Origin of the sequence: Afifella sp. H1R (assembly GCF_021462425.1) — a bacterium.
GTDB classification, from domain to species: Bacteria; Pseudomonadota; Alphaproteobacteria; order Rhizobiales; family Afifellaceae; genus Afifella; species Afifella aestuarii.
In genome coordinates this window covers 18,988-41,557 of sequence record NZ_JAKEDY010000003.1, presented here as the reverse complement: position 1 = coordinate 41,557, position 22,570 = coordinate 18,988, and the positions used below count along the sequence as shown (strand labels likewise).

The following is a 22,570-nucleotide window of genomic DNA, read 5'->3' as shown; positions in this document are numbered from 1 at the left end:
TGAATTCCCCTAAGCTTCGTTCCTGAGTTCGGAGGTTGGCTCTCGCTCGGCCATGGCGGCGAAATAGCGCCGTCCTCCAAAAATGACGGTGGCGACGAGGGCAAAGCCGAAGAGGGCGCGATAGAGCTCCGGCACCTCATGCAAGAGCGCGCAGCCGATGCCGGCCACAATAAGAAGCCCGCGCAGCCAGAACGGCAGACGTCCGTCGGTGTAGCCGACATAGCCGAGACTGATGAGCACGATGCCGCTGGCGATCGCCGCCGTGGCGGTGACGATCTCGTAGAGCGAGCCATCAAGCGTGATCGCCGGCTCGTAAATGAAGGAAATGCCGACGATGAAGCCGCCGACGGCCATGCGGAAGGCGTGGAATCCGGTCATGATCGGATTGGCTCTCGCGATCGCCGCAGCCGCATAGGAGGCGGCCGCGACCGGCGGCGTCGCATCGGCCAGGACGGCAAAATACAATACGAAGAGGTGGATCGAGAGGAGCGGCGCCACGCCGTGCTCGGCGATGATCGGCGCTCCGATGGCCGCGGTGATGATGTAGGCAGGCGTGGTCGGCACACCCATGCCGAGGAACAGGCAGCTGATCGCCACCAGGACGACGAGCAGGAACAGGGAATCCCCGGCAAGGCCCTTGATGATGCCGGTGAAGGCGAGCAGGAGGCCGGTATTGGTGAGGGCTGCGGTGATGATGCCGGCAGCGGTGACGGCGACCGCGATGACGCAGATCGTCCGCCCGGCATTAACGAGCGCCGTCCAGATCTTCACCGGCCCCATGCGCGTATGCGTGCGCAACCAGGCGCTGACGACGACGGCAACCGTTGCCCAGAAGGCCGAAAAATACGGCGAGAAATGCATCGTCATCAGCGTCAGAAGCACGACGATCGGGATGACGAAGTGCACGTCGACAAGGACGTCCCGGAAGGTGGCGATCTCGTGCTTCGGCAGCGAGGCGATGCCGAGCCGCTTCGACTGGAAGTGCACGGCGACGAAGATGCCGAGATAGTAGAGGACCGCGCCGATGAAGGCGGCGGAGATGATGTCGACATAGGGGACCGAGATCATCTCAGCCATGACGAAGGCCGCGGCACCCATGATCGGCGGCATGATGAGGCCACCGACACTTGCCGCCGCCTCGATGCCGCCGGCCATCGCCGGCGGGAATCCCATGCGCTTCATTTCCGGGATGGTGACGGAGCCCGTGACGACGACATTGGCGACGGAGGAACCGCTCGTCATGCCGAAGAGGCCGGATTCCACCACGACGACTTTCGCCGGGCCACCCTTGTAGCGCCCGGCGAGGAAGGTGCCGAGATGCATGAAGAGCCGGCCCATGCCGCTCGTCTGCAAGAAGGCGCCGAAGACGAGGAAGGCTGCGACGATGGTCGCAGAAATACCGGTGAGCTGGCCGTAAAGGCCACTGCCGTTCATCAAATAAAGAACGTCGATGATCTGATTGTACGGCAAGTCGCGGTAGTACCAGACGCCGGGCAGAAGATCGCAGATGAACATATAGAGGATGACGAGGCCGGTCAGGATCGAGAGCGCAATGGAGAGCGCGCGCCGCACCGCTTCCAGAATCAGGACGACGAGAATCGTGCCGAGAACCGTCTCCAGAAGCGTCGGCGGATCGATGAAGGCGCTGCGGTCGTAGACCCGGCCGGGGTCGAGATAGATATAAAGGCTCGGCAGAAAGGCGGCGATGGCGAAGATGCCGTCGACGATGCTCGGGCGGTGGCGCGGCGAAGTCTTGAAGGCCGGGTAGAGCAGGAAGATCGGCGGCACCGCAAACATGAGGTGCAGGCTCGCGAGCTTCAGCGGCTCAGGAAAGCCGAAGCCCGTGAAATAGAAGTGCAGGGCCGCCATCGCGGCCAGCCAGACGGCGACAGCGATGCCGATCGGTCCTTTGAGGTCACGCATGCTTCACCACTCCGCTGCGCTGCGGAAGCGCCCGGGGAGCGGGCGCTCCCGGGTGGTCATTTCATGAAGCCGAGTTCCTTGTACGCCTTCTCGGCGCCCGGATGCAGCGGCACCGGCTGGTTCTTCCAGGCCACGCTCGGATCATATCGGCCCAGCACCTTGTAGATGTTGCCGAAGCGGTCACGGTTCTCGATCAAGGTCTTGGTGATCGTGTAGGCGGTGTCCTCCGATACGTCCGAGGACATCAGGATGAGCGCTTCCATCGTGGTGACGGGGACATCGCCCTCGCCCGCCTGCAGCTTCTCGTACGACCCGGCGCGGATCGTGCCCTTGCCGTAACCATAGGTGTCGGAGAGGTAAGTCATCAGATCGTCGCCGAAGGGCACGAGCCGCGCCTCGCGGCGGCCGGTCTCGGTCTCCAGCGCAATGCCGGTCGGCGCGCTGCCCGCACCCCACAGCACATCGATCTGTCCGTCCTGAAAAGCGGAGATGAGCTGCGTGTAGGTGCCGTTGATGAGCGTCCCACCCGCCTCGGAGATTTTTTCGGAGGAATTGTCGTAGAACGCGAGCGCCCGCTGCAGCGTCAGCTCCTCCGATGTCGCACGCGGCGAGGTGCCGATGCGAATCTTCGGATCGGCGAGGATCTCGGCAAGCGGGCGCGGGTCGTCTGAGGCCACGATGACGTGGAACTCCGCCGGCGCCCAGGTCCCGCCAAGCGAGCGCAGCGTCTCGTGCTTGCGATCATAAGGATCCTCGCCCTTCATCGCCGCCGCGGCCAGAAAGTCGATCCCCATGCCCATCTGGCTGATGCCGCTTTCGATCCTGGTGGGATTGTCTCGGCCACCGCCCGGCACGACACGGATCTTGATGTCCGGATTTTCCTCCATGACGATGTTGGCAAGGCCGGTCACGATCGTGAACCAGCTGCCGCCCGGCGAGCCGGCGGCCCATTCGAGGTTCTCAGCCGCCCGGCTCGGCGCCGCCGAGAGGAGCAGTCCCGCGCCGAGAACGACGGCGGCAGCCAGCCTCGCCCCGAACGCTGCAATTCCTGTCTTCATCACGTTCCCCTTTTGCTTATGGCAGGCAGACGGCTCGGAGCGGAGAGCTCCGGGCAGCTACCCGCGGGTGAAGGCATCGAGCCGGTCGAGGCCGGATTTGAGATCCGCCTTCAGATCGTCCGCGTCCTCGAGGCCTGCGTAGAGACGCACGAGACTGCCCTCGGCCTCCCAGCGCGTCGCCGTGCGGGCATGTCCCGGATCGGTGAGGAGGACGAGGCTTTCAAAACCGCCCCAGGAGAAGCCCTGGGAAAAGAGCTGCAGCGCTTCCACAAAGGCGGTCGCACCGGCCCTGCTGGCGTCGAGCTCAATGGCGAAGAGGCCCGAAGCACCGGAAAAGTCTCGGCGCCAAAGGGCATGATCGGGATGGGAGGCAAGTGCCGGATGCAGGACGCGCCGCACCTGCGGCTGGCTCTCCAGCCATTCGGCCAGAGCAAGCCCCGTGCGGTAATGCCGTTCCAGCCGCACGCCGAGCGTGCGCAAGCCCCGCGCGGCGAGATAGACGTCGTCAGGGGAGATGCGGTAGCCGAGCCAGTTCGCCGCCTGCCGCAGCAGCCGGTGATGGTCCTCGCATGCCGCCGTCACCGTGCCGATCATGGCATCGGAATGGCCGACCACATATTTGGTCGCCGCCTCCACCACCAGATCGACGCCCAGAGCGAGCGGCTTCATGAAAAGCGGCGAGGCCCAGGTGTTGTCGCACATGGTGAGGGCGCCATGGGCGCGTGCCACGGCCGCGATTGCGGGCAGATCCTGGACTTCGAAGGTCAGCGATCCGGGCGATTCCAGATAGACGAGGCGCGTGTTCGGCCGCATCGCATCGGCGATGTTCTCCCCGGCGCGCGGATCGAAATAGCTCACTTCGACACCGCTGCGGGCGATGAAGGCGGAGAGAGAGGTGCGCGCCGGCTCGTAGACGCTGTCCGTCACCAGGACATGGTCGCCCGGCTTCAGAAAGGCGACGAGCGGCAGCACGCAGGCGGCGAGACCGGAGGGGACGGCGACGGTGCCATAGCCTTCCGACAAGGTCGCGATGGCCTCCTCGAAAGCAAACACGTCCGGAGTGCCGAAACGACCGTAGAACAAAGTGCCTTTGTCGAAGCGGGCGCTCTTGGCCGCTTCCAGATCTTCAAGCGTATCGAAGACGATGGTCGAGGCGCGGTGCAACGGCATGTTGACCGGCCCGGGATGGGCGAGCGGCCGGCCGAGCCGGCTTAGAAGCGTCTCCGGGCGGGGCTGAGAGCCTGACGAACCGCTATCGGGCATCGTGTCCTTTCCGCTTCAAGTAGAACAGACGAGGCAAGCGTGGCGTATTGCATGCCATCCGTCAATATTGTATGCCAACATTCTTCTATCAGAGCATTCCGCTCCCTCGGTTTGAAGCAACAAGAATCTGCTGTGGGGCGTGCCGAAAGAAAGCCGTTCGGCCTTTGGCTCGCCACGAGAAACTGCCTTCCAGGCGCCGGGGATGACAGAAGGACGAGGAGCGCCAGAGCAAGATGGACGAGACCAGTTCCGACCTCCGATTCCCTTCGAGCAGGATTGGTGAGTCCGGTGCCCATAGCGTGGCGCCGAGACCCCTGCCCCAGCAGGTCGCAGAGTATGTTCGTGACCTGATAATCCACGATCACCTGAAGCCCGGCGAACGCATCCGCGAGCGCCGCATCGCCGAAGAGCTCAACGTCTCACGCACCCCTCTGCGCGATGCCCTCAAGATTCTGGCGATGGAGCGGCTCGTCGATCTCACCCCGAACAAGGGGGCGGTCGTCGTCCATTCCACGGATGCCGAAATCGCCGAAATGCTGACGGTCTATTCGGAACTCGAAGCGCTCGGCGGACGCATCGCCTGTGGTGCCGCAACGGAGGCCGACATCCTGCGCGTCGCCCATTACGACAAGGTGATGGCACGTGCCTTCGCCGAGGAGGACAGGGCCGCGTATTTCGCCGCCAATCAGGGCTTCCACCTTGCCATCGTCGCCGCCTCCCACAATTCCACGCTGATGGAGATGCACAGCCATCTCAACATCCGTCTCTACCGCATCCGCTATCTGGCCGTGATGAGCACGCAGGAATGGACGGCCGCCGCCGGGGAGCACAGCGAGCTTCTCAACGCCTTGAAGGCCCGCGACGCCGACCGCCTCACCTATCTGCAGCGCGAACATCTGGGCTTCGCGTGGCGCCTTCTCGGTGCATGGAACCCGCCCATGACCCTCCGCGGCCTGACGGACCTGCCGCGGCCGGGCAAAGCCTGAGCCCATCCCGAAGATCACAGCAAAAAGAGGATTTTCATGTCGAAAGCGATCATCCAGACCGACAAGGGCGGACCAGAGGTGCTGGAATGGCGCGAGCGCGAGGATCCGGCGCCCGCCGAAAACGAGGTTGCGCTTCGCCATACCGCCATCGGCGTCAATTTTATCGACATCTATGTGCGCGAGGGCGCTTATCCGATGATGACGCTGCCGGGCACGCCCGGCATGGAGGCGGCCGGCGTCGTTGAAAGCCTCGGGCCCGGCGTCGAAGGGCTGAAGGTCGGTGACCGCGTCGCCTATGTCACGACCGCGCCCGGCTCCTACAGCGAACGCCGGGTCATGCCGGCCGACCGCCTCGTCCCGCTTCCCGACGACATCAGCGACGATACGGCCGCTGCCCTCATGCTAAAGGGGATGACGGTGGAGCGCCTCCTCCACAAGACGGCAGTGGCGACGGCGGACGATACGATCCTCATCCATGCGGCGGCCGGTGGCGTCGGCCTCCTTCTCACCGCCTGGGCGAAAGCCATCGGCGCCACCGTCATCGGCACGGTCGGCTCCGAGGCCAAGGCGCAGCTCGCGGCCGACGCAGGCGCCGATCATGTCGTCGTCAGCACCAAAGAGGACGTCGCGGAACGCGTCGCCGAGATCACCGACGGCAAGGGCTGCCGCCTCATTTATGACGGCGTCGGCAAGGATACCTTCGAGACATCGCTGAAGGCCGTGGCGAAGTTCGGCCATTTGATCAGCTTCGGCAACGCGTCCGGCGCCGTGCCACCGGTCAACATTGCAGTTCTCGCGCCCAAATGCATCGCGCTGTCGCGCCCGCAGGTGTTTCCCTACATCGCTGATCGCGCTGACCTTCTGGAGACGGCGGAAAACCTCTTCGCCGCCATCCGCAAGGGCATCGTGCGCAGCGACATCAACCAGACGTTCCCCCTCGCCGAGGCGGCAGAGGCGCATCGGGCCCTTGCCGCCCGCCGCACCACGGGCCAGATCGTCCTTCATCCTTGAGCCAAATTAGGGCGGTCGCGGCCGCCCTTCTCCCCACTGAGGCCCCATCGATGAGGATCCCGCCGCATGCTGCCTGAGCCCGAGAAGCCGACCGTCGCCACCCATTGGGGCACCTACCGCGCCCGCTGGGAGGGAGGCCGACTCACAGCGCTCGATCCGGTGGCGGAGGACCCCGATCCCTCCCCCATCGCCAACTCGATGATCGATGCGCTCGACAATCCGAGCCGCATCCTGCGCCCTGCCGTGCGCCGGTCCTTTCTGGAGAAGGGCCATGTGGCAGGCGGCGCGGGGCGCGGGGCCGAGCCCTTCGTCGAAGTGTCGTGGGAGGAAGCCCTCGATCTCGCCGCCGCCGAACTCGACCGCGTGCGCAAAGAGCATGGCAATTCGGCGATTTACGGAGGCTCCTACGGATGGGCGAGCGCCGGACGCTTCCACCATGCGCAGAGCCAGATCCACCGCTTCCTCAACACGATCGGCGGCTACACTCGCTCCGTCCAGAACTACTCCTACGCGGCAGCCGATGCGATCGTGCCGCATGTCCTCGGCGACAAGCGCGGCCTCGTTTCCCGCCACACGACCTGGGACGTGATCGCCAGAGAGAGCGGTCTCATCGTGATGTTCGGCGGTGCGCCGCGCAAGAATGCGCAGGTCTCCTCCGGCGGCATCGCGCGCCACATCGTCAGCGAGGCGATCGCGACGGCGCAACGAAACGGCGCGGAGATCGTCTCTGTCAGCCCAATCCGCGACGACACGGTCGGCGATCCGGCTCCGGAATGGCTGCCGATCCGGCCGACCAGCGATGTCGCGCTGATGCTCGGCCTCGCCCACACGCTCGCCGTGGAAGGCCTGACGAACCGCGCCTTTCTCGATCGCTACACCACCGGCTACGACCGGTTCGAAGCCTATCTCTTCGGACGACACGACGGGACGCCCAAGGACGCCGACTGGGCGGCGTCGCAGACCGACATTCCGGCCGAGACGATCCGCGGGCTCGCCCGGCGCATGGCCGCCACGCGCACCTTCATCATGATGGCGTGGTCGCTGCAGCGGGCCGATCACGGCGAGCAGCCCTATTTCATGGCCATCACGCTCGCCGCCATGCTCGGCCAGATCGGCCTGCCGGGCGGCGGCTTCGGCTTCGGCTATGCCTCCGTCAACGGCATCGGCAACGACGTGCCGGAAATGTCCTGGCCGTCGCTGCCGCAGGGCAATAACGCGGTCGCCGACTTCATCCCCGTCGCCCGCATCGCCGACATGCTTCTCGGCCCCGGAGAAGCCTACGATTTCAATGGTGAACGCCGCCGCTATCCCGACATTCGGCTCGTCTACTGGGCTGGCGGCAATCCCTTCCATCACCATCAGGATCTGAACCGTCTGCGCCGCGCCTGGCAGCGGCCGGAGACGATCATCGTGCACGAATCCTGGTGGAACCCGCTCGCTCGCCATGCCGATATCGTCTTTCCGGCAACGACCGCGCTCGAACGCAACGACATCGCAGCCGCAAGCCGCGACCGGTTCATTTCCGCCTCGCATCGCATCGCCGAACCGGCGGGCGAGGCACGCGACGACTTCGCCATTTTCGCCGGGCTTGCCGCCCGCCTCGGGGTCGAAGAGGCGTTCACGGACGGTCGCGACGAAGAAGGATGGCTGCGCCATCTCTACGGGATCGCCCGCCAGCGAGGCAGCGAAGCCGGCCTCGATTTGCCGGATTTCGAGACGTTCTGGCGCGCCGGGCTCTGCCTCTTTCCTGCGCCGGCAAAGGATAGCAACCTTCTCGACGACTTCCGCGACGAACCGGAAGCGAACCCGCTGCCGACCCCTTCCGGCCGCATCGAGCTCTTTTCCGAGACGATCGCCGGCTTCGGTTACGACGATTGCCCGGGACACGCCGCATGGCTGGAACCGCGCGAATGGCTGGGGAGCCCCGCGGCAGCCCGCTTCCCGCTCCATCTCCTCTCAAACCAGCCGAAGACGCGGCTCCACAGCCAGTACGATTCCGGCAGCCATTCGCGCGCCCACAAGCTGCACGGCCGCGAGCCGATCCGCATGCATCCGGACGATGCCGCCGCACGGGGCATTGCCGACGGCGACATCGTGCGGGTCTTCAACGCCCGCGGCGCCTGTCTCTCTGCCGTCCGGCTGTCCGATACGCTGCGGCCGGGTGTCGTCCAGCTTTCCACCGGCGCCTGGTACGATCCGCTCGATCCGGGTGCGCCCGACAGTCTCGACAAGCATGGCAATCCCAACGTCCTCACCCGCGATGAGGGGACGTCGCGCCTCGGCCAGGGGCCGAGCGCCCAGTCCTGTCTCGTCGAGGTCGAACGCTTCGAAGGGGAGGTCCCGGAGATCACCGCCTTCGACCCACCCGCCTTCGCCGCGCATCCTTCATCGGGTGCCACGAAGAAACACGGATGAGACGCCGTCCCACCTCTCCGACGGTCTGACCCATGCGCATCCTCTTTCACAGTCAGACCGCCGATCCGGTCGCCTGGGGCGAGGCGCTCGCCGCCGAGCTCCCAGGGGCGGAGCTCAGGGTCTGGCCCGAGGTCGGCGATCCGAGCGAGATCGACGCCCTCCTCGTCTTCCAGATCCCGCCCCGCGCGTTCGAGCTCTTCCCCAATCTTCGCTGCATCCATCTCTTGAGCGCCGGCGCCGACCAGATTGCCGCCAATCCGGACATTCCCGCCCGTCTGCCGGTGGTGCGGCTCATCGAGCCCGGCCAGAAGGCCGGGATGATCGAATACGTCCTCCACGCGGTTCTCCACTATCACCGCAGCTTCGATGTCTTTGCGAAGTGGCAGCGCGCGCGATACTGGGAAGAGGTGCCGCGCACGCCCGCCGCCGAGCGCCGAGTGGGTGTCCTCGGTCTCGGGGGCCTCGGCGGGGCCGTCGCCGAGGCGCTCGCCGCGTTCGGCTTCGACGTCGCCGGCTGGTCGCGCAGCGAAAAATCGCTGCAGGGCGTGACGAGCTTCCACGGCAAGGACGGCTTCGACGCGTTCCTCGGTCGCAACGAGATCCTCGTGGGGATCCTGCCGCTCACGCCGGAGACGCGGAATCTCTACGATGCGACCTTCTTCGCGCGCATGCCGGCAGGGAGCCGTTTCATCAATGTCGGCCGTGGGGCGCAGCTCGTCGAAGCCGACCTCATTGCAGCCCTCGAGAGCGGCCATCTCGCCGGGGCGACGCTCGACGTGGTGCGGGACGAACCGCCGGATGCCGGCAATCCGATCTGGGACACGACAAACCTGATCCTGACGCCGCACGTCGCGACCTGTGCCGACCCCAAAACCGGCGCCCGCGTCGTGGCAGAAAATCTCCGCCGTGTCCGCGACGGGCTGCCGCCTCACGGTCTGGTCGACCGCGGCTGAGGCTTGCGGGAGCGGCGTCCCCGGAGGAAGCGCGCATGGCGAACGCCGCTCAGACCTGCAGAAACACAGCCGATTCAAGCGTCGTCGGGCTGTCACCCAGCAATCGTCTGGCTGTCATCCGGCTTGGTTAAGGAATGCGACCGCAGGAATTCCGCATGGAGACGGTCGTGTTTCGAAACATCCTTTTCACTTCCGCAGCGCTCGCGCTCGGATCCACCGCGGCCTTTGCCCAGGACATCGTCCAGAGCAACAGCAGCTGGTACACCGATGCGGAGGCCGCTCTCAATCAGCGGCTCGAGCATCAGCCGAACACCAATCGCGCCAAGAACGTCATCCTGTTCATTGCCGATGGCATGGGCGTGGGCACCAATTATGCCATTCGGCTTTATGCCGGCCAGCAGAACGGCGAATACGGCTCCGAGCACGTGCTGCCCTACGAGGCCTATCAGGACTTTCCGAACGTGGCGCTCGTGAAGACCTACAACATCAACGCCCAGACGCCGGATTCCGCCCCGACGGCCGGCTCGATGAACACTGGCGTGAAGCAGGTCTTCAACACCATCAATCTGAGCGAAAATGCCGTCTGGGACGAATGCGCGTCTGAAGAAGGCAACAAGCTGACGCTCTTCTCCGAGCTGATGAGCGAGATGGGCAAATCGGTCGGTGTCGTCACCACGGCCCGCCTAACCCATGCGACGCCGGCCGCGGCCTATGCCAAGACGGCCAACCGCAACTGGGAAGGCGAAGCACCGGAGGGCTGCACCGATATCGCCACGCAGCTTGTCGACCAGATGAAGGCGGGCGTCGTCGACCTCGCCATGGGCGGCGGCCGTCGCTATTTCCTGCCTGAGACCGTGACCGACGAAGAAGGCAAGAAGGGCAAACGCAAGGACGGCCACAATCTCGTCGATGAAGCCAAGGACGCGGGCGTCCAGTACGCCTGGAATACGGAGACCGCGAAGGCGCTCGATCTCGACGGCAAAACGCCGGTGCTCGCTCTCTTCGAAGACAGCCACATGAAGTACGAGCACGACCGCACCGAGGCCGACGAGCCGTCCCTGACCGAGATGACCAAGACGGCCATCGACTACCTCTCCAAGAACGACGAAGGCTATTATCTCGAAATCGAGTCCGGTCGCGTCGATCACGCCAATCACGACGGCAACGCCTTCCGCACCGTGACGGACGGCGTGGAATTCGCCAATGCGGTCGCAGCTGCGGCCGAGATGACCAATCCGGAAGAGACGCTCATCATCGTCACGGCCGACCATGAGCATTCGATCGCCTTCAACGGCTATTGCGGGCGCGGCTCGCCGATCCTCGGGCTCTGCTACGATATCGGCAAGGGCCAGGTGAAACATGCCGACGAGCCGGTTCTCGGCGACGACGGCAAGCCTTTCACCGTCATCGGCTTCCTGAACGGCCCGGGCGCCGTCCTGAAAGAGCAGGAAGACAAGAGCTATTCCGGTTCGCGCCCCGACCTCACCGAGGAAGAGGCGGAAGATTCCGAATATGTGCAGCAGGCCCTGATCCCGATGTCGTCGGAAAGCCATTCCGGCGAGGACGTGGCAGTGTGGGCGCGCGGCCCCTTTGCGCATCTCTTCGATGGCGTCATCGAGCAGAACTACATCTTCCACGTGATGAACCACGCGGCGAACGCCGAATAGGCGGCTGTCACAGACGCCGCACGACGGCAGCTCGATCTCGGGGGCTCCGGCAAATGCCGGAGCCTCTTTGCATAAAAAGCTGCGGAAAAGGTGCATCCCACCGGAAGACGGTGTCGCAGGCGCTCCAGCTTTTCTCAGCTGTCACAAAGCCCGGCTAGGGTGACGTCATGCCAAACGAGCCCCTCATCGACCGCCGCACTCTGCTTGCCGCTCTGGCAGCAGCGTTGGCCCTCGGTCCTTCCCACGCCCGCGCAGAGACGTTGCGCATGCGCGACCTCTACAACAAGGACCTCTCCTTCTCCGATCTCGCGCAGACGATGGAGAACGAGCGCATCGAAGTGCGGGGCTATATGGCGCCGCCGCTCAAGGCGGAATCGCGTTTCTTCGTGCTCACCAAGCGGCCGATGGCCGTCTGTCCGTTCTGCGAAACGGAAGCCGAATGGCCGGACGATATCCTCGCCGTCTATACCAAACGCATCATCGACGTGGTGCCCTACAACGTTCCGATCACCGTGGAAGGCAGGCTCCAGCTCGGCACCTATGAGGACCCCGAGACGGGCTTCGTCAGCCGCGTGCGCACGGTCGAATCGCATTACGCCCGCGATTGACGACGATGACGCTCTCCCTCTCCGTCTCCCATCTCAGGGTCGAGGGTGATGCCGGTCGGGCCATTCTCGAGGCGGATGCCTTCGAGGTTGCAGCAGGTACGGCGATCGCCATTCGCGGCCCGTCCGGGGCGGGCAAGTCTACGCTTCTCTTCGCGCTCGCCGGATTGGTGCCGATCGCACAAGGCTCCGTGCGCTGGGGCGAGACGGAGATCTCTTCCTTGAAGGAGGACGGACGCGCCGCCTTCCGCCGTGCCCATATCGGCATGATTTTTCAGGATTTCCTTCTCTTCGAGGAGTTGAGCGCCGCGGCGAATGCGAGCCTTGCGGGCGCCTATGTCCGCAAGCGGCGCCATAAGATCGGCGAAGGCGCGCGGAGAGCGCTCGAAAGGCTCGGCCTCAGGGGAGACGATGCGCGTACGGTTGCGACCTTCTCCGGCGGCGAACGTCAGCGTGTCGCCGTGGCACGTGCGCTCGCCACCGAACCCTCCATCATCCTCGCCGACGAACCGACAGCGAGCCTCGACCGGGCAGCGGCCGACGCGCTCGTCGACGACCTCATTCAACTGACGCGAGAGAGCGGACGCACCCTCATCGTCGCAAGCCATGATCTCAAAGTGCACGAGGCCGTCGACCGCGTGATCGACGTTGCCGACGGGCGCCTCATCGGCGAGGTCCGGCGCGATGCTTGAGACCGCTAGCGATTGGTGGAACGGGCTCGCGCCCGACCTTCAGGACGGGCTCCTCTTCCTCCTCTTGCTGTCGCCCGCGATCCTCACGGGGTTTCTCGTCGTCACGGGCTACCGGCCATTCGCTCTGGTGCGTGCAATGCTCTGGCGCTTTCGATGGACGAGCCTTCTCTTCGTCGTTCTGATCGGGGTTTCGGTGGGGATCGGCGTCGGCCTCATCGCCCAGGAACGCGGCCTGCGGCAGGGAACGGCACGCGCGGCCGACAAATTCGATCTCGTCGTCACGGCCCCCGGCAGCGAAGTGACGATGATGCTTGCCGCCGTCTATCTCCAGCCCTCCGACGTGCCGCTTCTTTCCGGCGAGGTCTACAATCGCATCGCCAACCACGCCAATGTCAGCCTCGCCGCGCCGATCGCCTTCGGCGACAGTTTTGAGGGTGCGCCGGTCGTCGGGACGACGCCGGATTTCGTGTCGCATCTCTCCTCCGGCGCGCTCGCCGAAGGCCGGCTCTTTACGGCGCACGAGGAGGCGGTCGTCGGCGCACGCGTCGCGCTTCGCCTCGGTGATCATTTCACCCCTGCACATGGCGTCGGCCCGTCGGCCGAAGAGCATGCGCATGAGGGCCATTCCTATACCGTCGTCGGGCGGATGCCCCCATCCGGCAGCCCATGGGACAAAGCCATTCTGGTCCCGGTGGAAGCGGTCTGGGAGGTCCACAATCTCCCCGTCGGACATCGCCCGGCACGCGCCGAACAGATCGGGCCGCCTTTTGATGCGGATTATTTTCCGGGCACGCCCGCCATTCTGGTGCGCGCCGATCAGCTCTGGGCGAATTATGCGCTGCGCTCCGAATTCACGACAGCGGAGACGATGGCATTCTTTCCGGGCGCGGTCCTCGCCAGTCTGCATGCGCTCTTGGGCGATGTCCGCCAGATCCTCTCGGTGATGGCGATCGTGACGCAGGTGCTCGTCACGGCCGGCGTTCTCTCCGGTCTCATCATCTTGATGCGGCTGTTCGCGCGCCGTCTCGCCTTGTTGCGGGCCCTGGGTGCGCCGCGGCGCTTCGTCTTCGCCGTGGTTTGGTCCTATGCGGCATTCCTGATCGGTGCGGGTGCCATCCTCGGCGTCGTCATCGGCATCGCTGCCACCGCCATCATCTCGCGGATCCTGACCGCTCAGACCGATATTCTGATCCGCGCGAGCCTCGGCTGGCCGGAATTCCATCTCGTCGCAGGTTTCGTCAGCCTGACGGTCCTGCTCGCGCTCGTCCCCGCGTTCATCACCCTCTCGCGGCCGGTGGTGAGCGACCTTCGAGGGTGAGTGTCTCATGAGGGAGTGCGGAAAATGCTCAAGCTAAGTCTCGTGTCCCTTGCTGCGGCCTTTGCCGCCATCGGCCTCGCAGCTTCTCCCGCCACCGCACAAGAGAAGCACGAGCATGCGGTGGAAAGCGGGCACACAGAAAGCCATGACGACCACAGTCACCATGAGGCCGAGCTTGATGGCGTGCGTCTCCTCCATGCCTGGACGCGTGCGACGAACGCCAAGACGGCGCTCGTCTTCGTCGACATCCAAAACAAATCCGAGAAGAAGGTCGTCCTCGAAGGCGGAGAGACCGAAATCGCCAAAACGGTCGAGCTGGTCGGCTTCCAGCTCAAAGACGGCGAGCCGGACTATGTCGCGCTTCCCAAGATGCCCGTGACGGCGGGCGGCGAGGTCAAACTTTCACCCAACGGTCTGGCGCTTCGTCTCGACGGCCTCACGCGACAACTTCACCAGGGCGACGAGTTCCAGATGGAATTCCGTTTCGACGCGGGTCATGTCGACATGTTCGTACAGGTCGAGGCGGAAGGCGCCATGCACCACAGCCATGTCGGGCATACACACTGAACGCAGCAGAAGCGCGCCATGGATTACCGACCCGCGGCCAGATCTTGCAGGAGCTCTTCACGAAATGCCGGATCGTCCCAGTCGGCAGGACCGCGGAGCGTCCGCTTGAGCGAGCGATCATCGCCGAGAACGACCGTCGCCGGATAGCCGCGCAGACGAAAGGCCATGCCTGCATTGCCGCGGACGAGCTGCCAGCTCTGAAGGTTCGGAAGACCGAGTTCATCGACGTAGAAATCTCGGACCCGCTCGAAGGGAAGATCATCGACGGAGACGACGAAGAACCGGTCTCTCCGGTTCCGCTCGGCCAGGAAGGCCGCAAATCGCGCGACTTCCGGCAGTTCATCGCGACAGGGACCACACCAGGTCGCCCAGAAATGTACGACCGCCGGCCCCTTCCCCAACATATCCCCGAACGAGAGGACGTTCCCATCGCCGTCCGTGACGGCAAGGCCCGCGAGGTCGGGAGCTCCTTCGGCCGCCCGGGGGGGACCGGCCAGAAGCGCGGCACTCAAGGCCAGAAACGTCCGCCGAGAGCACGCCGGCACACTCACTCCTTGGCGGCCGGCGCGGCGGCCTCCTCGCTCTGGACGCCGCTCGGCTCGATGCGGCCCCGCCGCTGCAGCCAAAGCGCCACCACCCAAACAAAGGTCGCCCACGCTGCCCCGATCGCCCAGCCGGCGAGGACATCGGTCGGCCAGTGCACGCCGAGATAAACCCGAGACAGGCCCACGAGGATCGTCAGGAGAACGGCGACGAAAAGCGCGTAGAGCTTGAGAGCCCTGCCCTTGCTGAACCGCATGACGAGCGCACCGAGCGTCAAATAGACCGTCGCCGACATGGCGGCGTGAGCGCTCGGAAAACTCGTCGTGAAAACCTCGGCCGAATGGGCCACCAGATCGGGTCGCGGTCGGGAAAAGCCGTATTTCAGCGCGTTGACGACGATCGCACCGCCGGCAAGCGAGGCGAAAACGAGAAGGCCGGCATGCGGGCGCTTCGTCAGAACGAGCCAGAAGATCACCGTCAACGAGACGAAGACGAGACCGAACGTCGAGCCGAAGCTCGTGACGTCGCGCATCGTCTCCTCGAACCACAACGGCCCCAGAGGGTCGGCGTGGTCGGCGGGATTGCGCATCGCCAGCATGACGAACATGTCGAAGGCGTGGGTCTCGCCTTCCACCACCTCGTCGGCGAGTGCGATGAAGCCCCAGACCGAACCGGCCCCGAGACCGATCAGGAGGAGAAGCAGAAATTCCTGCCGGGCCCAGTGATGGCGCACGTGGTGAATGGTGCGCCGGGTCATGCTTAACAGCTGTTCGGGAAATGCCATGGGTCTTTCATAAGGGCCAAAAGATCGCGGGTCAGCGGCTCGATATGCGGCCTTTCAACGTCCAACGCCGCGTGAGGTTGCTGTTGATTTCCGCTTAGATTCCGTCGTTACCTGTCGCAAGCAGGCGAGGGCGTGGGGCCCGCGCTGCTCAAGTTCCCTCGTAAGGAGCGTATATGATCCTCAAAACCACCATCCGGGCGCTCGCATTGGGCGTCAGCGTGGCCGCCATGGTAGCTGGCGCGGCTTCGGCCAAGACGCTTGTCTACTGCTCTGAAGGCTCGCCCGCCGGATTCGATCCCGGCCTCTACACCGCAGGCACCGATTTCGACGCCTCCTCCAAGACGGTCTACAACCGCCTGGTCGAGTTCAAGAGCGGCACGACGGAAGTCGTCCCGGCTCTCGCCGAAAGCTGGGAAGTGTCCGACGACGGCATGGAATACACCTTCCATCTGCGCGAAGGCGTCAAGTTCCAGACCACGGACTTCTTTACGCCGACGCGCGAATTCAATGCCGACGACGTGGTGTTCAGCTTCACCCGCATGCTCGACAAGGAAAGCCCGTGGTACAATTACGCGGGCGGCCAGTGGCAGTATTTCGACGCCATGTCGATGCCGGACCTCCTGAAGGACATCGAAAAGGTCGACGACCACACGGTCAAGTTCGTGCTCACTCGGCCGGAGGCGCCCTTCATCGCCAATATGGCGATGGATTTCGCTTCGATCATGTCGAAGGAATACGCCGACCAGCTGCAGGCTGACGACAACATGCCGATGCTCAACCAGCAGCCGCTGGGCACCGGGCCGTTCCAGTTCGTCGCCTATCAGAAGGACGCGGTGATCCGTTACAAGGCCAATCCCGAATACTGGGGCGGGAAAGAAGCGATCGACGACCTCGTCTTCGCCATCACCCCGGACGCAGCGGTTCGCTACCAGAAGCTTCTCGCCAACGAGTGCCAGATCATGCCGTATCCGGCACCGGCAGACATCGAGGCGATGAAGTCGAACGACGACATCAACGTCATGGAGCAGAACGGCCTCAACGTCGCCTATCTCGCGTACAACACGCTGCAGGAGCCGTTCGACAAGCCGGAAGTGCGCAAAGCGCTCAATATGGCGATCAACAAGAAGGCGATCATCGACGCCGTCTTCCAGGGCTCCGGCTCGGTGGCCAAGAACCCGATCCCGCCGACGATGTGGGGCTACAACGACGCCATCGAGGACGATCCGTACGATCCCGAAGCCGCCAAGAAGATGCTCGAAGACGCCGGCGTGACCGACCTCAAGATGAAGATCTGGGCGATGCCCGTGCAGCGGCCTTATATGCCGAATGCCCGCCGCGCCGCGGAGCTCATCCAGTCGGATTATGCCGAAGTCGGCGTCGATGCAGAGATCGTCTCCTTTGAATGGGGCGAGTATCTGAAGCGCGCTGCGGAGAAGGACCACGACGGCGCCATCATCCTCGGCTGGACCGGCGACAATGGTGACCCCGACAACTTCCTCGCGGTGCTTCTCGGCTGCGACGGCGTCGGCACCTCGAACAACGTCGCGGAATATTGCGACGACGATTTCGAGAGCCTGATCCAGAAGGCGAAGACGCTTTCGAGCCAGGAGGAACGCGCCGAGCTCTACAAAAAGGCGCAGGAAGTCTTCAAGGAAGACGCGCCCTGGGCGACGCTCGCGCATTCGGTCGTTTACATGCCGATGCGCAACTCCGTTCAGAACTACAAGATGGACCCGCTCGGCTCGCATCGCTTTGACGGCGTTGACATCGCGGAGTAATCAGTCCAACCGCTTTATCAAGGAGCCCCGCCGTCTATCGGCGGGGCTTCAAATCATCGAGCCAACTCTCTGAGATATGCTGCGCTTCCTCTTCGTGCGCATCGGCCTGCTGGTGCCGACTTTCATCGGCATCACGATTGCCGCTTTCGGTTTTGTCCGCCTTTTGCCCGGCGATCCGGTCCTGCTTTTGGCCGGCGAGCATGGCGTCAGCCCCGAACGGCATGCAGAGCTCATGCATCAACTTGGCTTCGACCGGCCGATCTGGGTGCAGTATTTCGACTTTCTATGGTCGGTGCTGCAAGGCGATCTCGGCCGATCGCTTGTCACTCATCGGCCTGTCCTGGCTGAATTTTCCACACTTTTTCCGGCCACTCTGGAACTCTCCGTCTGCGCCATCATCATCGCCACCGTCGTCGGCATTCCGATCGGCGTGATCGCTGCGATGAAGCGCGGCACATGGGTCGATCAGTCGGTGATGGGCGCCGCGCTCGTCGGCTATTCCATGCCGATCTTCTGGTGGGGCCTCCTGCTCATCATCTTCTTCTCCGGCGTGCTGCATTGGACCCCGGTCTCCGGGCGCATCTCGCTGCTCTACTATTTTCCCGCCCATACCGGCTTCATGCTGATCGACAGCCTGCTGTCGGGGCAGAAGGGCGCCTTCGTTTCGGCGGTATCGCATCTCATCCTGCCAGCGGTCGTGCTTGCCACGATCCCGCTTGCGGTGATTGCGCGCCAGACGCGTTCGGCGATGCTCGAAGTGCTCGGCGAGGATTATGTGCGCACCGCGCGCGCCAAAGGCCTGTCGCAGGCCCGGGTCGTGGGCCTGCATGCGCTGCGCAATGCCTTGATCCCGGTGGTGACGACGATCGGCCTCCAGGTCGGGGTGATGATGGCGGGCGCCATTTTGACCGAAACCATCTTCTCGTGGCCGGGCGTCGGCAAGTGGATGGTCGATTCCATCTTCCGACGCGACTATCCGGCCGTGCAGGGCGGTCTTTTGATGATCGCGGTGATCATCATGTTCGTGAACCTCATCGTGGATCTGCTCTACGGGCTCATCAATCCCCGCATCCGGCATACGAGGTGACGCTATGAGCCGTATGGAAGCCGAAGCTCAGGAGATCGCAGCGGAATCGCCCCGTATGGCGATGCTGCGAGAGTTCTGGGCCTATTTCAGCGAGAACCGCGGCGCCGTCATCGGCCTCGTCGTCTTCGTCCTGATCTGCCTCGTGGCGATTTTCGCCGACGTGATCGCCCCCCATTCGGCGAGCGCGCAGTTTCGCGATTCGCTGCTCGTGCCGCCCGTCTGGGAAGATGGCGGCTCGTGGGACTTCATCCTCGGGACAGACCCCGTCGGGCGCGACATTCTTTCGCGTCTTATCTACGGCAGCCGCTTTTCCTTGTTCGTCGGCTGCGTCGTGGTCGCTGGTGCGCTTGCGGTCGGCATCGTCGTCGGCCTTCTCGCCGGCTATCTCGGCGGCTGGTTCGATACCCTCGTCATGCGGGTGATGGACATTATCCTCGCTTTTCCGAGCCTGCTTCTCGCCCTGGCGCTGGTGGCGATCCTCGGTCCCAGCCTGACGAATGCGATGATCGCCATCGCGATCGTGCAGCAGCCGCATTACGTCCGCCTTACCCGTGCGGCGGTGATGGCGGAAAAGCAGCGCGATTACGTCACGGCTGCGCGTGTCGTGGGCGCAAGCCCGCTCCGGCTGATGGTCGTGACCATCCTGCCCAATTCGCTGTCTCCCCTCATCGTGCAGGCGGCCCTGTCTTTCTCCAATGCCATTCTCGATGCTGCAGCACTCGGCTTCCTCGGCATGGGCGCACAGCCGCCGACGCCGGAATGGGGTACCATGCTCGCCGAAGCACGCGAGTTCATCCTGCGCGCCTGGTGGGTGGTGACCTTCCCGGGCCTTGCGATCCTCGTGACCGTGCTTGCGATCAACCTCGTCGGCGACGGGCTGCGCGACGCGCTCGACCCGAAGCTGAAGCGGAGCTGATGAACCGCCGTGAGAGATTGCGCCACTGACAAAACCGGGCGGTCCACGTCCCAACGCCAAGCTTGAACCGCGATGCCCCTTCTTCACATCGAAAACCTCTCCGTCACGTTCCAGACCGCCTCCGGTCCGTTCCTTGCCGTCGACAGCGTCGATTTCAGCGTGGATGCGGGCGAGCGTCTCGCGATCGTCGGGGAATCGGGCTCGGGCAAATCCGTCGCCATGCTCGCCGTCATGGGCCTTCTGCCGCCGACGGCGACGGTCACTGCGGATCGTATGGCCTTCGACGGGCAGGATCTGCGGCACCTGTCGCGGCGCGCCCGGCGTCGGGTGGTCGGCGGCGATATCGCCATGATCTTCCAGGAACCGATGTCGAGCCTCAATCCGTGCTTCACGGTCGGCTTTCAGATCAACGAAGCGCTTTCGGCTCACACCGACCTCACACGTTCTCAAAGGCGTGAGCGGTCGGTGGAACTCCTGCGCTCCGTCGGCATCCCGGAGCCGGAACGGCGCCTCTCGGCCTTCCCGCACCAGCTGTCCGGCGGCATGAGCCAGCGCGTGATGATTGCCATGGCGACCGCCTGCCAGCCGCGGCTTCTCATCGCCGACGAACCGACAACGGCTCTCGACGTGACCATCCAGGCGCAGATCCTCGATCTCCTCGTTGATCTGCAAAAGGAGCATGGCATGGCGCTCATCCTCATCACGCACGATATGGGCGTGGTGGCGGAGACGGCTCAGCGTGTCGTCGTGCAATATGCCGGCCAGCAGGTGGAGCGCCAGGACGTCATCGGCCTCTTCGACGCGCCGCATCATCCCTATACCTCGGCGCTCCTCGACGCGCTTCCCGACCGGGCGACGGGCGACCGGCTGCCGGCGATCCGCGGTGTCGTCCCGGGCCAGGGCGACCGGCCGAACGGCTGCCTCTTCAATCCTCGCTGCCCCTATGCCGACGACACCTGCCGCACCGTCGTGCCGCCGCGGCAGCCGCCGGCCCTCGGCGAGGCCTTGTGCCACTATCCTCTCAACCGTGCGGAGCAGGCGGCATGACGACGATCATCGAAGCGGCGAACCTGTCGCGCGTCTACGAAGTCCGGCGCGGTCTGTTTGCAGAACCCGGCAAGGTGCAGGCGCTGACGGAGGCAAGCTTCTCGGTCACGGCCGGCACGACGCTCGCCGTGGTCGGCGAATCCGGCTGCGGGAAGTCGACGCTCGCACGGCTTCTCACCATGATCGAGCCGCCGTCGGACGGCGAACTCGTCATTGACGGGCATGATGTCGGCAAGTCCGGGCACAGCGATCTCGCCGCCCTGCGCAAGACGGTGCAGATCGTCTTCCAGAACCCCTACGGCTCTCTCAATCCACGGCAGAAGATCGGCTCCATTCTGGAAGAGCCGCTTCTCATCAACACCGACATGCCCGGCAAGGCGCGCCGCGAAAAGGCGCTCGATATGCTGGAACGCGTCGGCCTGCGGCCGGAGCATTACAGCCGATACCCGCACATGTTCTCCGGCGGGCAGCGCCAGCGGATCGCGATTGCGCGCGCCCTCATGCTCGACCCGAAAATCCTCGTCCTCGACGAGCCGGTCTCGGCGCTCGACGTCTCCATCCAGGCGCAGGTTCTCAACATCCTCGCGGATCTCCAGGAAGAGCTCGGCCTCACCTACATCTTCATCAGCCACGACCTCTCCGTCGTGCGTTTCGTCGCCGACGAGGTGATGGTGATGTATCTCGGCCGGCCGGTGGAGATTGCGCCCGTGGAAACGGTGTTCGAGCAACCGCTGCACCCTTACACGGTGGCGCTTCTGTCGGCGACGCCTGTCGCCGATCCGCGACGCCCGCGCCAGAACATCAAGCTCGAAGGCGAACTCCCCTCCCCGTTCAATCCGCCCTCCGGTTGCCCCTTCCATCCGCGTTGCCGTTACGCTCGGGAAAAATGCGCTGAGGTCAGGCCGGAATTGACGCTGCACGGGCCGACGAAGGTCGCCTGCCACGGCATCGACGACGGCTGGATCGACTACACCGCCGTCCCGCCGGGAGGCGGCAAAGCGCCGATGCCGGACCATGCCGGAACCGAGCCTGCGGAACGGGCGGAAAGCGCGGTCAAATCTCCAGACACGGGCGGCCCGCTCTGAGTCCGTCGAACCGTTTCTGGCTTTAGCGGCTCACGAACTCGGCGGCTCCGGCCTCGGAAGCGGGCCGAAGCGCTCCTCTTCCTCGTCTTCGGGGGCCGGTTCGACCTCGATCGTCCCCTGCAACACGCCGTCGAGATCACGCAGGAAATCCTTGATGCGGCGCGCGTTCTTGCCGAGATCGTGGCGCCCGAAGCGTGAGGCCGACCGCATATCGACGATCGCGCCATCGATGTCGCCGTCGGTCGTGGGCGCGATACGGATCACCACATCGTCGGGAAAGGCAAAGAGGATCGTGCGGGCGACCGCCTCGATCGTCGCGATGCCTTCGCCCTCGACCGGATCCAGGCTTTCTTCGACTTTCCAGCCCCGATCTTTCACGACGGCCTGCGCGGCGGCAAACACGCGCTCGACCGTTAACGGGTAAAAGCGCGCGGTAAGGCGTGGATACGCGGATGCCTGGCTCTGCGCATCGGCGAGCGAGATCGCCTCATGGGGGTGCGTCCAGAAGCGTGGCGGATCGTCCACATCCGTCGAGATGTCGTTGAGCGGCGGGTAGACGACCAGCGCCCCCATGGCGAGTCCGAAGAGGACGAGGGCGGGGGCAGCGAAGAAGAGCGCCGAAAAAGCCTTTCCGGCGCCTTCGTCGCTGGCGTTCCAGATGCGCACCAGCGCAAACACCGCCAGCGCGAAGGCGACGAGCGCCAGGCCATAGCCGAGCGCAACGGTCGGCGCGACGGCTTCCGTCGGCATCAAGCCGAAGCGGTTGCCAAGCCCCGTCAGGACCAGGACCGGCAACGACAGGACAGCGAGCCTGCGCGCCCACCTTGCGGATCGGGAATGTCGGATCGGCGGACGCGCAGCCACTTATCGTC

Annotated in this window: 19 protein-coding genes and 1 pseudogene; 14 read left to right on the top strand and 6 right to left on the bottom strand. The window is 64.6% G+C overall.

Translation table 11 applies throughout. From position 1 onward, the window contains the following. Positions 1–9 precede the first annotated feature (9 nt). From L0F51_RS17225 to metC, 3 genes are read right to left on the bottom strand one after another with little or no spacing between them, the layout of a single operon-like run. Positions 10–1,923: a TRAP transporter fused permease subunit gene (locus tag L0F51_RS17225; protein ID WP_234630423.1), complete on the bottom strand. Its 1,914-nt coding sequence runs from the start codon at positions 1,921–1,923 to the stop codon at positions 10–12. Positions 1,924–1,979: 56 nt separating this feature from the next. Beyond that, the gene (locus tag L0F51_RS17220; protein ID WP_234630422.1) at positions 1,980–2,981 is read right to left on the bottom strand and encodes a TAXI family TRAP transporter solute-binding subunit; all 1,002 of its coding nucleotides are present in this window, start codon (positions 2,979–2,981) and stop codon (positions 1,980–1,982) included. 57 nt (positions 2,982–3,038) lie between these two features. Continuing rightward, a complete protein-coding gene (gene metC, locus L0F51_RS17215) occupies positions 3,039–4,244 on the bottom strand; it encodes a cystathionine beta-lyase (protein WP_234630421.1) in 1,206 nt (401 codons plus the stop codon). Between the two features lie 299 nt (positions 4,245–4,543). Between metC and L0F51_RS17210 the strand changes: the two genes are divergently transcribed. From L0F51_RS17210 to L0F51_RS17170, 9 genes are all read left to right on the top strand, one after another. After that, positions 4,544–5,230, top strand: a complete 687-nt coding sequence (locus L0F51_RS17210; RefSeq protein ID WP_234630420.1) for a GntR family transcriptional regulator — start codon at positions 4,544–4,546, stop codon at positions 5,228–5,230. 36 nt (positions 5,231–5,266) lie between these two features. Then, positions 5,267–6,241, top strand: a complete 975-nt coding sequence (locus tag L0F51_RS17205; protein WP_234630419.1) for a quinone oxidoreductase — start codon at positions 5,267–5,269, stop codon at positions 6,239–6,241. 66 nt (positions 6,242–6,307) lie between these two features. After that, a complete protein-coding gene (locus tag L0F51_RS17200) occupies positions 6,308–8,656 on the top strand; it encodes a molybdopterin-dependent oxidoreductase (protein WP_234630418.1) in 2,349 nt (782 codons plus the stop codon). Between the two features lie 32 nt (positions 8,657–8,688). After that, positions 8,689–9,609, top strand: coding sequence for a glyoxylate/hydroxypyruvate reductase A (locus tag L0F51_RS17195; RefSeq protein WP_234630417.1), 921 nt, complete (start codon positions 8,689–8,691; stop codon positions 9,607–9,609). Positions 9,610–9,776: 167 nt separating this feature from the next. Continuing rightward, positions 9,777–11,276 (top strand): alkaline phosphatase, encoded by a 1,500-nt coding sequence (locus tag L0F51_RS17190; RefSeq protein WP_234630416.1) that lies wholly within the window; start codon positions 9,777–9,779, stop codon positions 11,274–11,276. A 167-nt stretch (positions 11,277–11,443) separates the two neighbouring features. Continuing rightward, the gene (locus L0F51_RS17185; RefSeq protein WP_234630415.1) at positions 11,444–11,884 is read left to right on the top strand and encodes a hypothetical protein; all 441 of its coding nucleotides are present in this window, start codon (positions 11,444–11,446) and stop codon (positions 11,882–11,884) included. A 5-nt stretch (positions 11,885–11,889) separates the two neighbouring features. Then, a complete protein-coding gene (locus tag L0F51_RS17180) occupies positions 11,890–12,573 on the top strand; it encodes an ABC transporter ATP-binding protein (protein WP_234630414.1) in 684 nt (227 codons plus the stop codon). Continuing rightward, positions 12,566–13,891, top strand: a complete 1,326-nt coding sequence (locus L0F51_RS17175; RefSeq protein ID WP_234630413.1) for an ABC transporter permease — start codon at positions 12,566–12,568, stop codon at positions 13,889–13,891. Before L0F51_RS17180 ends, L0F51_RS17175 begins: the two co-directional genes overlap by 8 nt. 24 nt (positions 13,892–13,915) lie before the next feature. After that, positions 13,916–14,458 (top strand): copper chaperone PCu(A)C, encoded by a 543-nt coding sequence (locus L0F51_RS17170; RefSeq protein WP_234630412.1) that lies wholly within the window; start codon positions 13,916–13,918, stop codon positions 14,456–14,458. A gap of 23 nt (positions 14,459–14,481) precedes the next feature. On the opposite strand, the gene L0F51_RS17165 is transcribed toward L0F51_RS17170, so the two are convergent. Together L0F51_RS17165 and L0F51_RS17160 are read right to left on the bottom strand one after the other, a co-directional pair. After that, positions 14,482–15,003, bottom strand: a complete 522-nt coding sequence (locus L0F51_RS17165; RefSeq protein WP_234630411.1) for a TlpA disulfide reductase family protein — start codon at positions 15,001–15,003, stop codon at positions 14,482–14,484. A gap of 2 nt (positions 15,004–15,005) precedes the next feature. Then, positions 15,006–15,785 (bottom strand): phosphatase PAP2 family protein, encoded by a 780-nt coding sequence (locus tag L0F51_RS17160; protein ID WP_234630410.1) that lies wholly within the window; start codon positions 15,783–15,785, stop codon positions 15,006–15,008. Positions 15,786–15,958: 173 nt separating this feature from the next. Here L0F51_RS17160 and L0F51_RS17155 point away from each other — a divergent pair, with 173 nt between their 5' ends. The 5 genes and pseudogenes from L0F51_RS17155 to L0F51_RS17135 form a co-directional block, all read left to right on the top strand. Beyond that, on the top strand, positions 15,959–17,563 hold the full coding sequence (locus tag L0F51_RS17155) for an ABC transporter substrate-binding protein (RefSeq protein WP_234630409.1): 1,605 nt from the start codon (positions 15,959–15,961) through the stop codon (positions 17,561–17,563). 76 nt (positions 17,564–17,639) lie between these two features. Continuing rightward, positions 17,640–18,650 (top strand): ABC transporter permease subunit, encoded by a 1,011-nt coding sequence (locus L0F51_RS17150; protein WP_128292478.1) that lies wholly within the window; start codon positions 17,640–17,642, stop codon positions 18,648–18,650. A 4-nt stretch (positions 18,651–18,654) separates the two neighbouring features. After that, positions 18,655–19,566 carry an ABC transporter permease subunit gene (locus L0F51_RS17145; protein WP_234630408.1) on the top strand — a complete coding sequence of 304 codons (912 nt, stop codon included), beginning with the start codon at positions 18,655–18,657 and terminating at the stop codon, positions 19,564–19,566. Between the two features lie 72 nt (positions 19,567–19,638). Continuing rightward, on the top strand, positions 19,639–20,613 hold the full coding sequence (locus L0F51_RS17140) for an ABC transporter ATP-binding protein (RefSeq protein WP_128292476.1): 975 nt from the start codon (positions 19,639–19,641) through the stop codon (positions 20,611–20,613). Beyond that, positions 20,610–21,557 (top strand): annotated as a pseudogene (locus L0F51_RS17135) (dipeptide ABC transporter ATP-binding protein); the annotation flags it as partial. The gene L0F51_RS17140 and the pseudogene L0F51_RS17135, both read left to right, overlap by 4 nt. Positions 21,558–21,728: 171 nt before the next feature. Here L0F51_RS17135 and L0F51_RS17130 read toward each other — a convergent pair. Continuing rightward, on the bottom strand, positions 21,729–22,562 hold the full coding sequence (locus L0F51_RS17130; RefSeq protein ID WP_234630407.1) for a DUF1499 domain-containing protein: 834 nt from the start codon (positions 22,560–22,562) through the stop codon (positions 21,729–21,731). Positions 22,563–22,570 lie beyond the last annotated feature (8 nt).